General features: G+C 70.3%; 10 protein-coding genes and 1 pseudogene. 1 reads left to right on the top strand and 10 read right to left on the bottom strand.

The genetic code is table 11. The features are described from left to right. Positions 1–221: 221 nt before the first annotated feature. Positions 222–1,481, top strand: a pseudogene (gene atzF / locus ABZ865_RS30665) (allophanate hydrolase); the annotation flags it as partial. Between the two features lie 23 nt (positions 1,482–1,504). On the opposite strand, the gene ABZ865_RS30660 reads toward atzF, so the two are convergent. The 10 genes from ABZ865_RS30660 to pafA all read right to left on the bottom strand — a co-directional run bounded on the left by ABZ865_RS30660 (position 1,505) and on the right by pafA (position 11,838). Continuing rightward, the gene (locus ABZ865_RS30660) at positions 1,505–4,312 is read right to left on the bottom strand and encodes a DEAD/DEAH box helicase (RefSeq protein WP_361237381.1); all 2,808 of its coding nucleotides are present in this window, start codon (positions 4,310–4,312) and stop codon (positions 1,505–1,507) included. Between the two features lie 152 nt (positions 4,313–4,464). After that, positions 4,465–5,370: a twin-arginine translocase subunit TatC gene (gene tatC, locus ABZ865_RS30655; RefSeq protein WP_361238062.1), complete on the bottom strand. Its 906-nt coding sequence runs from the start codon at positions 5,368–5,370 to the stop codon at positions 4,465–4,467. 90 nt (positions 5,371–5,460) lie between these two features. Continuing rightward, positions 5,461–5,745, bottom strand: a complete 285-nt coding sequence (gene tatA, locus ABZ865_RS30650) for a Sec-independent protein translocase subunit TatA (RefSeq protein WP_361237378.1) — start codon at positions 5,743–5,745, stop codon at positions 5,461–5,463. A gap of 258 nt (positions 5,746–6,003) precedes the next feature. Next, positions 6,004–6,198 (bottom strand): hypothetical protein, encoded by a 195-nt coding sequence (locus ABZ865_RS30645; RefSeq protein WP_361237375.1) that lies wholly within the window; start codon positions 6,196–6,198, stop codon positions 6,004–6,006. A gap of 20 nt (positions 6,199–6,218) precedes the next feature. Continuing rightward, positions 6,219–6,479, bottom strand: a complete 261-nt coding sequence (locus ABZ865_RS30640; protein WP_100825283.1) for a hypothetical protein — start codon at positions 6,477–6,479, stop codon at positions 6,219–6,221. A 205-nt stretch (positions 6,480–6,684) separates the two neighbouring features. After that, on the bottom strand, positions 6,685–7,716 hold the full coding sequence (locus ABZ865_RS30635) for a WYL domain-containing protein (RefSeq protein WP_361237373.1): 1,032 nt from the start codon (positions 7,714–7,716) through the stop codon (positions 6,685–6,687). 19 nt (positions 7,717–7,735) lie between these two features. Beyond that, positions 7,736–8,689 carry a WYL domain-containing protein gene (locus ABZ865_RS30630; protein ID WP_361237370.1) on the bottom strand — a complete coding sequence of 318 codons (954 nt, stop codon included), beginning with the start codon at positions 8,687–8,689 and terminating at the stop codon, positions 7,736–7,738. 160 nt (positions 8,690–8,849) lie between these two features. Continuing rightward, positions 8,850–9,230: an FKBP-type peptidyl-prolyl cis-trans isomerase gene (locus ABZ865_RS30625; RefSeq protein ID WP_361237367.1), complete on the bottom strand. Its 381-nt coding sequence runs from the start codon at positions 9,228–9,230 to the stop codon at positions 8,850–8,852. A 98-nt stretch (positions 9,231–9,328) separates the two neighbouring features. Then, positions 9,329–10,333 carry an FKBP-type peptidyl-prolyl cis-trans isomerase gene (locus ABZ865_RS30620; RefSeq protein WP_361237364.1) on the bottom strand — a complete coding sequence of 335 codons (1,005 nt, stop codon included), beginning with the start codon at positions 10,331–10,333 and terminating at the stop codon, positions 9,329–9,331. A 143-nt stretch (positions 10,334–10,476) separates the two neighbouring features. Continuing rightward, on the bottom strand, positions 10,477–11,838 hold the full coding sequence (gene pafA / locus ABZ865_RS30615; protein WP_100825288.1) for a Pup--protein ligase: 1,362 nt from the start codon (positions 11,836–11,838) through the stop codon (positions 10,477–10,479). Position 11,839: the final 1 nt, after the last annotated feature.

The following is an 11,839-nucleotide window of genomic DNA, read 5'->3' as shown; positions in this document are numbered from 1 at the left end:
TCCTGACGCGCCCTGTAGAGCCCGACCCACCCTGAAAGCCCGACCCACCCTGAGAGCCCGACCCCGCTCTGAGGACCCGACGCACTCTGTAAGGCCCGATGCGCGGTGAAGGCCGGACGCGCTCTGTCGGGCCCGAGGCGCCCTGAAAGCCCGACGCGCTCTGAGGGCCCTTCGCGGGCCGGGGGTCGAAGAGCGCGCACACTGAAAGCCGAGGAGCACGCATGTCCAGCACGCTGTCCCGGGTCCGCGCCGCGTACGCCCGGATCGAGGCCGTCGGCCGCCCCGAGATCTGGATCGACCTGCGCCGGCGCGAGGAGGTCGAGGCGGAGGCGCGGGCGCTCGACACGCGGGTGGCCGCCGGGGAGCGCCTCCCGCTCGCCGGCCGGCTGTTCGCCGTCAAGGGCAACATCGACGTACGCGGACTGCCCACGACGGCGGGCTGTCCCGCGTACGCCTACGATCCCGCGTCGGACGCGCCGGTGGTCGCCCGACTGCGTGCGGCCGGTGCGCTCGTCCTCGGCACGACCAACCTCGACCAGTTCGCCACCGGCCTGGTCGGCACCCGCTCCCCCTACGGCGCCGTGCACAGCGTCCACGATCCGGAACGGGTCGCCGGCGGCTCCAGCTCGGGCTCGGCGGTCGCGGTGGCGCTCGGTGTCGTCGACTTCGCCCTGGGTACGGACACGGCGGGCTCGGGCCGGGTCCCGGCCGCCTTCAACGGCATCGTCGGCCTCAAGCCCACCCGGGGCCTGGTCCCGACGGTGGGCGTGGTCCCGGCCTGCGCCTCGATCGACTGCGTGACGGTGTTCGCACGTACCCTCCCGGAGGCCGAGCAGGCACTGGCCGTCATGGCGTCACCGCCCGCCCGCACGCCGCCGCCCCTGCCGCAGCGGGCCCCCGGCCCCTGGCGCATCGCGGTGGCACCGCTCGACCAGCTCGGCGAGCTGGACGAGGGCTGGGCGGGGGCGTACGAGGCTGCGGTGGCGCGGCTGGCCGGTGCGGGCGCGCGGGTGCGGGAGATCGACTTGAGCCCGTTCACCGAGGCCGCCTCGATGCTCTACGAGGGCGCGTTCGTGGCCGAGCGGTACACGGCCGTGGGCAGCTTTGTCGACAAGGTGCTCGGCGAGGGCGGCGAGGGTCTGGATCCCACGGTCGCCGGGATCATCAGCCGCGCCCGCGACATTCCCGCCCACCGGCTCTTCGCCGACCAGGACCGCCTGGCCGGCCTGCGCGCCCGCGCGCTCGCCGAGCTGGCCGACGCGGACGCCCTGCTCCTTCCCACCACGCCGGGCCACCCCACCCTGGCCGAGGTCGCCGCCGACCCTCTGGGCGCCAACGCCCGCCTGGGCCGGTTCACCAACTCCACGAACCTCTTCGACCTGGCGGCGGTCGCGGTGCCGGCGGGCGAGGTGAACGGCCTGCCCTTCGGCGTCATGCTGATCGGACCGGCGTTCACGGACGAACGCCTGGCCCGGATCGCGCAACCGCGCCCGCCCTTCGCCCCCTACCCCACCGACGAGTAGGCGACCACGCCGCGCAGCAACTGATCGACGGCCTTGCGCGCCGCCTTCGCGACGGTCGAGCCCTCCGCGGGAGACGCCGCCGAGATCTGCCCGAGCACGTCGATGACCTGCTTGCACCACCGCACGAAGTCACCGGCCGGCATCTCCGCCTCGCGCAGCACCTCGTCGAGCCCCTTCCCGGAGGCCCACATGTAGGCGGCCCAGGCGAACCCGAGATCCGGTTCCCGCTGGCCGACGCCCTCGGTCTGGTTGATCCGGAAGTCCTCCTCCAGGGCGTCCAGCCGGCCCCAGATCCGCACCATCTCGCTGAGGGCCGCCTTCGCCTTGCCCGAGGGCAGCTTGGGCGCCATCGCGTCGTCGCCGATGCGGGCCTCGTACACCAACGCGGAGACGCACGCAGCGAGTTCGGCCGGGGCGAGGCCCTCCCAGACGCCTGCGCGCAGGCATTCGCTGGCGAGCAGGTCGAGTTCGCCGTAGAGCCGGGCGAGCCGCTTGCCGTGCTCGGTGACCTCGTCGCCGCGCAGGTAGTCCAGCTCGGTGAGCAGGGCCACGATCCGGTCGAAGGTCCGCGCGATGGTGTTCGTGCGGCCCTCGATGCGCCGCTCCAGCTGCGAGGTGTCGCGCATCAGCCGGTGGTACCGCTCGGCCCAGCGGGCGTGGTCCTCACGGTCGTTGCACCCATGGCAGGGATGCGCGCGGATCGCGGTGCGCAGCCGGGCGATCTCGCGGTCGTCGGCGGCCTGCGAGCGCTTCTTGCGGGCCCGCTCCGGCGGGATGTGTCCGGCCTTGGTGCGCAGCGCGGAGGCGAGGTCCCGGCGGGACTGCGGGGAGCGCGGGTTGAAGGACTTCGGGATCCGCATCCGGTCCAGCGCCTCGACCGGCACCGGGAAGTCCATGGACGCCAGCCGCTTGACCTGCCGCTCGGCGGTCAGCACGAGCGGGCGCGGGCCGTCGTGATGCTCGAAGCCCCGGTGGCCGTTGGAGCGGCCCGCGGGCAGGCCCGGATCCAGCACCAGGGCCAGGCCCGCGTACTTGCCCGTCGGCACGTGGATGACGTCGCCCGGCTTGAGCTTCTCCAGGGCGACGGCGGCCTCCGCGTGCCGCTGGGCGGCGCCCTGCCGGGCCAGTTCGGTCTCGCGGTCCTTCAGCTCCCGCCGCAGCCGCGCGTACTCCTCGAAGTCGCCGAGGTGGCAGGTCATGGAGGCCTTGTAGCCCTCCAGGCCCTCCTCGTTACGCTGCACCTGCCGGGAGATGCCGACGACGGACTTGTCGGCCTGGAACTGCGCGAAGGAGGTCTCCAGCAGCTCGCGGGAGCGGTGCCGGCCGAACTGCTCGACCAGGTTGACCGCCATGTTGTACGACGGTTTGAAGCTGGAGCGCAGCGGATAGGTGCGGGTGCCCGCGAGACCGGCCAGGTGCTCGGGGCTCATGCCCCGCTGCCACAGCACGACCGCGTGTCCCTCGACGTCGATGCCGCGCCGCCCGGCGCGCCCGGTGAGCTGCGTGTACTCGCCGGGGGTGATGTCGGCGTGCTGCTCGCCGTTCCACTTGACGAGCTTTTCCAGGACCACGGAGCGGGCGGGCATGTTGATGCCGAGCGCGAGGGTCTCGGTGGCGAACACGGCCTTGACCAGGCCCCGGACGAACAGCTCCTCGACGACCTCCTTGAAGGTCGGCAGCATGCCGGCGTGGTGGGCGGCGATGCCGCGCTCGAGGCCCTCCAGCCACTCGTAGTAGCCGAGGACGTGCAGGTCCTCGGAGGGAATGGTGGCGGTGCGTTCCTCGACGAGGGCGCGGACCTGTTCCCGCTCGTCCTCGTCGTTGAGCCTGAGGCCCGCGTACAGGCACTGCTGGACGGCGGCCTCGCAGCCGGCGCGGCTGAAGATGAAGGTGATCGCGGGCAGCAGGCCCTCGGAGTCGAGCCGCTCGATGACCTCGGGCCGTCCCGGTGTCCACACGCGCGAGCGCTGTCTGCGCTCCCGCTCGCGGTCGGCCTCGCGCATGGCCCGGCCGCGCCGGCGGTCCTGGTAGGAGGGCCGGCTGGCCTCCATGCGGGCGAGGCGGACGAGGTCGGGGTTGACGGCCTTCTTGTGGCCCTCGCCCTCCTCGAACAGGTCGTAGGTCCGGCGTCCGGCGAGCACGTGCTGGAACAGGGGCACGGGCCGGTGCTCGGAGACGATCACCTCGGTGTCGCCGCGGACGGTGTCCAGCCAGTCACCGAACTCCTCGGCGTTGGACACGGTCGCCGACAGTGACACCAGGGTCACCGACTCGGGCAGGTGGATGATCACTTCCTCCCAGACGGCGCCGCGGAAGCGGTCGGAGAGGTAGTGCACCTCGTCCATGACCACGTAGCCGAGGCCGAGGAGGGTCTGGGAGCCGGCGTAGAGCATGTTCCGCAGGACCTCGGTGGTCATCACGATCACGGGGGCGTCGGAGTTGATGCTGTTGTCGCCGGTGAGCAGGCCGACCATGCCGTCCCCGTAGCGGCGGCACAGGTCGGAGTACTTCTGGTTCGACAGCGCCTTGATGGGGGTCGTGTAGAAGCACTTCTTGCCCTGCCTGAGGGCGAGGTGGACGGCGAACTCGCCCACGATCGTCTTGCCGGAGCCGGTGGGCGCGGCGACCAGCACGCCCTTTCCGTCCTCGAGTGCCTGACAGGCCTCGACCTGGAAGTCGTCGAGCCCGAAGTCGTACATCTCGCGGAAGGACGCGAGCGCGGTGGCCTGCTCGGCTGCCCGCAGGCGGGCTGCCGCGTACCGCTCGGCCGGTGAGAGGTCCTCTGTCATCGTCTTTCGAGCGTACCGGGCCGCGCTGACAACAGGACGATCATTATCCGTTCCGCCCGCTGTGCGACCGGGCGCGCATGCGAGAGGGGCCGGACGGGAGATCCCGTCCGGCCCCTTGCCCATGCCGTTGCCCGTGGGCCGTGACCGGCCGCTCAGGTGATGTCGTCGTAGCCGTTGTACCGGGCCGACGGCGTCCCGTCGACGCCTCCGCCGACCTGCTCGGGCAGGGCCGGAGCGGCCGGGACGGGCTCCACGTCGCCGATGGACTGGGGCGTCAGGTCGAGGGAGGAGGCCTCGTCGTCGTCCAGCTCCGCGTCGGGGTTGGCACGCCCGCGGCGGCGGTCGTTGAGCAGGGCGATGCCGACGGCGATGAAGTACAGCACCACGATGGGGCCCGCGAGCGCGATCATGCCGAAGGGGTCGGTGGTGGGGGTCGCCACGGCACCGAAGACGAAGACGCCCATGACGACACCGCGCCACCAGCCGATCATGCGGCGCCCGGAGACGATGCCGACGACGTTCAGCATGACCAGCAGCAGCGGCAGCTCGAAGGCACCGCCGAAGATGAGGATCATCCGGACGATGAAGTCCAGGATCTTGTCCATCGGCAGGATGTTGGCCGAGCCCTCGGGCGTGATCCCGAGCAGCACCCGCATGCTGATCGGCAGGATCGTGTAGGCCAGCCACGCGCCGGCCAGGAAGAGCGGCACGGCCGCGGACACGAACCAGTACGTGTACTTGCGCTCGTGCCGGTGCAGGCCGGGCGCGACGAACGCCCACAGCTGGTAGAGCCAGATCGGGCTGGAGATGATCACGCCCGCCATGAAGCAGACCTTCACCGTGGTGGTGAAGGGCGACAGCAGGTCGGTGTACGCGATGACGGCGCAGTGGCCGCCGGTGGACTCACCGAGCCCCTTGGTGCAGCGCGGGACCGGATGCATGAGGAAGGACATCAGGTCCTGGCTGTAGAAGGCGACCACCACGGAGACGACCGTGATCGCCAGCATGCCCTTCGCGAGCCGGTTGCGCAGCTCACGAAGGTGCTCCACCAGGGGCATCCGCCCCTCGGGGTCCTTCTCTTTCTTGCGGGCAGACTTGAGCAACCCACGTCCTCATCTCGTGCGGCAGACCGGGAATCCGGCCGCGGGTCAGCGCTGGGTGGTGTCCGTCGGCTCGTTGACCGGGCGCGAGCTGCTCACGTCACCGGGGGCGGCCTGGATGGTGCGCTGGGCGGGAGGCTGCTCGCTGGTGTTGGGCGGGCCGGCCGGGGCGGAGGTGTTGTTCTCCTCCTTCATCGCCTTGGCCTCGCTCTTGAGGATGCGCGCGGACTTACCCAGGGAGCGGGCCATGTCCGGAAGCTTCTTCGCGCCGAAGAGCAGGAAGACGACGACGAGGATGAGAATGATCTCGGTAGGTCCGAGCCTTCCGATCATGAGTGTTTACCTTCTCACCGAGGCGGCTGGGTGGGGTGCTGTCCGACCTGTCGGACAAGTGTCCGAGTGGTCGTGCTGGCAGCGATCGTAACGCTCAGGGGTAAACGACGGGCAATCCCCTGGCGTACTCCCGGTCAGCGGTACGCGCCTCGCTCTTCGCACCGCGATCAGCAGCGTACCTGGCCCGGTGGGCAGCATGACAGGGCGAAGTGACGCAAACCGCTTGCATCATGGCACTCCTCGGCACCACCGCACGGGTCACAGCGTGTCCACGGCGCGGGCCGCGCTCACCGCCGCCCGCTCCAGCTCCTCTGCCGCCCTGTTGATCCGGCGCGCGGAGTCCGCGACCTGCAGCCCCAGGCGCCGCGCCTGAAGGAACACCCGGACGGCCAGCACCCCCAGGACGGCGAGACCCAGAAAACCCACAGCTACCGCGAACATCGGCCAGAACATGACGCCGAGCCTAGACCGTCCTACACCGTCGAGTGCAGCCGCAGGGTGCGCACCCCGCCGCCGGTCAGCAGCTCGACGATCCGCTCGCCGGCGGGCTTGCGCACCGAGGCTCCGCAGTCGGGGCAGGTGAAGGAGTAGAACGTCGTGCGGCTGCTCGCGCCGATGGCCAGGCGCAGGGCGCTCGCGGCGAGTTCGAAACGGCCCCGGCAGTCCGGGCAGCCCGCCTTGAACACCACCGGGACGACTCTCCTCATCCCGGCGAAGGCGGCCGCCACCGACATCTGACTCGCGTCCCTCGCACCGGACACCGGAGACTCGCTCAAAGGTCACGCTCCTCTTCTTCTGGTCGATCGCCTTCGGGGCGCCACAGCCGGTGTCGGGAGGCCGGCCGTGCTCACCCCTTCGGGCCGCCGCGCTCACCCACGCCCGAACCCGCTCGCACGCCGGGACCCCCCTGCCCCCTCGGCACCGGCGCGCCCCTGCGGCTCACCCCTGCCTCTCGTACGGCCCGTCCTGCACCCCGTGCGCCTCCGCCGGCGGGCCGTCGTAGGCCGCCAGCGCCTCGCGGGCCGCCTGCCGGGCGCTGTCGGCCAGCTCCGGCGGCGAGACGATCCGGCCGTCACGGCCCAGCCGCAGCGCCAGCCTGCGCAGCGACGCCGGGTCGGGGGTGCGCAAGGTGATACGCAGCCCGCCGTCGGGAAGCTCATCGGCGCTGTCGTGCGGGTAGTACTCGGCGACCCAGCGGCCGCCCGGGGCGACCTCGATCACCACCTCCGGGTCCTCCGCGGCCGGCTGCACCAGGGCCTCGGACAGGTCACGCAGCTCTATCTCGGGCGGCGCGGACGGCTCGTCCAGGATCCGGATCTCGGCGACCCGGTCCAGCCGGAAGGTGCGCCGCGCCTCGGAGCGCCGGCACCAGGCCTCCACATACGTGTGCCCGACGCTGACCAGGCGGATCGGGTCGATCTCCCGCTCGGTGACCTCGTCACGGGCAGGCGAGTAGTAGCGGATCCACAACCGGCGCCGCTCGGAGATCGCCCGGTCGACGTCCGCGAAGACCCCGCCCTCGGACTCGAACGTCACCGACAGCCGGGAGCTGGCCCCGGCCGCCTCACCGGCCGCCGCCTCCACCTTGGCCGTGGCCCGCAGCAGCGCCTGCCGGTCGCTCTCCCGCAGGCCCGGCAGGGTCGCCACCGCGCGGGCGGCCACCAGCAGGGCGGTCGCCTCGTCGGCGGCCAGCCGCAGCGGCTCGGCCGCCTCCTCGCCGAGCGCGGCCGGGTTGTGCCACCAGATGCGCTCGCCGTCGGTGTCGATGTCCAGCAGATCGCCGCCGCGGAAACTGGTGCCGCACATCGGCAGCAGGTCCAGGTCGGCGACCAGCTCGTCCTCGGTGATCCCGAAGGCGCGCGCGACGTCAGCGATCCGGGCGCCGGGCCGCTCCCGCAGATAGGTCACCAGCGAGAGCATCCGCCGGGTCTGGTCGATGGCGTTGACGGACCTGACCGGTTTTCCTGCCATGGTTTAGCTCCGCTCCCCCTCAGCCCTTGGCCACGGCACGCAGCCGGTCCACCACGTCCGCGCGCAGCTCGGCCGGCTCCACCACGACCACGTCCGGGCCGAACTCCACCAGCCAGGCGTCCAGGCCGTGCCCGTACGGAATCTCCAACTCGTCCCAGCCGTTCCCGAGTTCCCGGACCTCGGTGGCCTTCGCCCGAAGGGGGTAACCGGCACCGGAACGCAGCCGGATCAGCGCCGACCGGTCGGCTATCTCCCCGGCCCAGCCGGCGACGGTCTCGCGCACGGTGACGACATCGGGCACGGCAGCGGTGAACCCCGTACCGCGCGCACGAACCCTGCCGGTGATCCGGGACAGCCTGAAGACACGCTCGGCGCCCCGGTCACGGTCCCAGCCGGCCAGATACCAGTGCCCGCGCCAGCACTCCAGCGCCCACGGCTCCACATGCCGCGGCTCGGGGTGAGCGGCGGAGGCCTTGCGGTAGTCGAAGACGACCGGACGCCGGTCGCGCAGGGCCAGCATCAGCGGCTCGAACGCCGCCTCGTGCACCGGGATGCGCGGCTCCAGCGCACCGTGCGCCTCGTACGGGTCGACGTCTTCCGGCAGACCCGCGGCGCGCAGCTTCTGCAGGGCGCCGCTGGCCGCGCCGGCCAGGCGGGCCTGCTGCCACACCTTCGCGGCCAGCCCCAGGGCGGCGGCCTCCTCGGCGTCCAGGGTGATCGGGGGCAGCCGGTTGCTGTCACGGCGGGCCAGATAGCCGACCTCGCCGTCGAGGTTCTCGACGGTCGCGATCACCAGGCCCAGCTCGCGCAGATCGTCCTTGTCCCGCTCGAACATCCGGTTGAAGGAGTCGTCACTGCCCGCTTCGAGATAGGCCTCGATCGACCCGCGCAGCTCGCGCTTGCTGAGCGGCCGCCGTGTGCCGAGCAGACACAGCGCGAGGTTCATCAGCCGCTCGGCCTTGGCAATGGCCATCGACGCCCTTCGCTTCCTTAAGTGCTTCCGACCGACGACCGTACCGCTCCGAAGTGTCGCGGCAAAAGCCGAAGCAAAGAAGGTGCCCCGTTACGGACAGCGAAGACCAAAGAAGAAGGGCCCGCGCACACGGCACGGGCCCCACCTCGACCAGGTTCGGTCAGCGCTTGGCAACGCCCATCAGGTCGCAGACGAAGATCAGCGTCTCGCCCGGGGCGATCCGGCCGCCGGCGCCACGGTCGCCGTAGGCGAGGTGCGCCGGGATGACCAGCTGGCGGCGGCCGCCGACCTTCATGCCCTGCACACCCTTGTCCCAGCCCTGGATGACCTGGCCGACACCGAGCTGGAAGTCCAGCGGGGTGCCGCGGTTCCAGGAGGCGTCGAACTCCTCACCGGTGGAGAACGCGACGCCGACGTAGTGGACCTTGACGAAGTCGCCGGCCGCGGCGACCTCCCCGTCGCCCTCCCAGATGTCCTTGATCTCGAGGTCCGCCGGGGGCTCGCCGCCCGGGAAGTCGATCTCGGGCTTGTCGATGCTCACGTCAAAAGCTCCTGCTTGTGTACGACACGAAACACGGACAGTCTTTCATCCCCGCCGGTCCCCCGCCCGCCCTGGCCCACACCCGCCGCGGCCGAACGCTACATCGCCGCCAGGATGTCCACCGTGAACACCAGCGTCGACCCCTTCTCGATGACACCGCCGCTCGGCGGGGTGTCGCCGTAACCCAGGTCCGGCGGAACGACGATGAGGACCCGGCTGCCCACCTTCTTGCCGGTCACCCCCTGCGCCAGCCCCTTCACGACCTGCTGCATCTGCTCCACCGCGAACTGGCTCAGCCGGCCCGAACCATACGTCCGCTGGAACGTCTTGCCGCTGGCCCACACCAGGCCCTGGAACTGGCACAGCACCGTCTGCTCCGCCTTGACCTCGTCGCCGTCGCCCTCCAGGACGTAGTTCGACACCAGCTGCTTCGGCGGATCCGTCTTCGGGATCTTCACCGAGGGCACGCTGCCGTCGGTGTTCGTGCCGACCTTCGGCAGCGCGTCGTCCGTCTGCGGGACCGCCGTCCCCTTCACTGAACTCTTCGAGTTGAACGAGTCGATCAGATCGATGACGAACACCAGCGTGTCCGTGCCCTTGATACCCGCCTGCGGATTGCCCGACTTGCCGTAACCCCAGGTCGGCGGCACCGCGATCTGCACCCGGCTGCCCGTCTTCTTGCCCACCAGCGCATACCGCCAGCCATCGATGATGCTGCCCTGCGCGAGCTGCATCACCAGCGGACGGTGCCGGTCGTAGGAGTTGTCGAACACCTTCGCGGTGCTCCAGATCTGGCCCAGGTAGTTCGCCTGGATGAAGTCGTTCTCCGCGACCGTCCGGCCACCGCCCGCGATGACCGTCTTGACCGCCAGGTCCTTCGACGGATCACCCGTCCCCTTGGCGACCGTCGGCTTCTCACCGAACTTCGTGCCCGCCGTGATCGCCGGCAGCGGACCCTCCACGATCTTCGGCGGAGGCACCGCGGACGCCGACGCCGACGGTGACGCGCTGGCCTTGTCGGAGGAGGACTTGTCGTCACCGCACGCGGCGAGCGTGACCAGTCCGGCGGGAACGGCGGCGAGAAGGAGTGAACGTCGGCGCACGGAGATGCCTCGTAATCGGTCGATCTTGCGGATTGGCGTGCGCGCAACTCTACGACGCGAGAAGGGCGCCGTACGGGAAACGTACGGCGCCCGTGTGGCGTTCCGGCGACGACCCGCCCAAACGCTTGACACACCCCGGCGCGTCACATTCCGGCGATCAGCTTCTCCACCCGGTCGTCCACCGAACGGAACGGGTCCTTGCACAACACCGTCCGCTGCGCCTGGTCGTTGAGCTTGAGATGCACCCAGTCCACCGTGAAGTCCCGCCGCTGCTCCTGCGCCCGCCGGATGAAGTCACCGCGCAGCCGGGCCCGAGTGGTCTGCGGAGGAACCGACTTGCCCTCGAAGATCTTCAAGTCGTTGCAGATCCGCGCGGCTTGCCCCTTGCGCTCCAACAGGTAGTACAGGCCACGACGGCGGTGGATGTCGTGGTAGGCGAGGTCTATCTGAGCGACCCGCGGATGCGACATCGTCATGTTGTTCTTCGCCCGGTACCGCTCGATGAGCTTGTACTTCATCACCCAGTCGATCTCGGTGCCGATACGGTCGAGTTCCTCGGTCTCGATCGCGTCCAGCGTACGACCCCACAGCTCCAGCACCTGCGCGACCGTACCCGTACGAATACCCCGACGGTCGCAGAAGTCCACGGCCTTGTCGAAGTACTCGCGCTGCACCTCCAGCGCCGACGCCTCCCGGCCACTGGCCAGCCGCACCTTGCGCCGGCCCGTGATGTCATGACTCACCTCACGGATCGCCCGGATCGGGTTCTCCAGCGTGAGATCACGCATCACCGTGCCCGCCTCGATCATGCGCAGCACCAGATCCGTGGCGCCGACCTTCAGCAGCATCGTCGTCTCGGACATGTTCGAGTCACCCACGATGACATGCAGCCGGCGATAACGCTCGGCGTCCGCGTGCGGCTCGTCCCGGGTGTTGATGATGGGCCGGGAACGCGTCGTCGCCGACGACACACCCTCCCAGATGTGCTCCGCACGCTGACTCACGCAGTACACGGCGCCACGCGGAGTCTGCAGCACCTTGCCCGCACCGCACAGCAGCTGCCTCGTCACCAGGAACGGGATGAGGATGTCCGCGAGCCGGGAGAACTCCCCGTGCCGCGCCACCAGATAGTTCTCGTGGCAACCGTAGGAGTTGCCCGCCGAGTCCGTGTTGTTCTTGAAGAGGTAGACGTCGCCCGCGATTCCCTCCTCGTGCAGGCGTCGTTCCGCGTCCACCAGGAGTCCTTCGAGAATGCGCTCGCCGGCCTTGTCGTGAGTGACCAGTTCGATCACATTGTCACATTCGGGTGTCGCGTATTCCGGATGTGAGCCCACGTCGAGATACAGCCGGGCACCGTTTCGCAGAAAGACATTGCTGCTGCGGCCCCATGACACGACACGGCGGAAGAGGTACCGCGCCACCTCGTCAGGAGACAGACGGCGCTGTCCCCTGAACGTGCACGTGACACCGTACTCGTTCTCCAGCCCGAAAATGCGGCGGTCCATG

It is taken from the genome of Streptomyces sp. NPDC047085, assembly GCF_040643735.1.
Lineage (GTDB): Bacteria > Actinomycetota > Actinomycetes > Streptomycetales > Streptomycetaceae > Streptomyces.
This window is presented reverse-complemented; position numbering and strand designations above follow the sequence as displayed.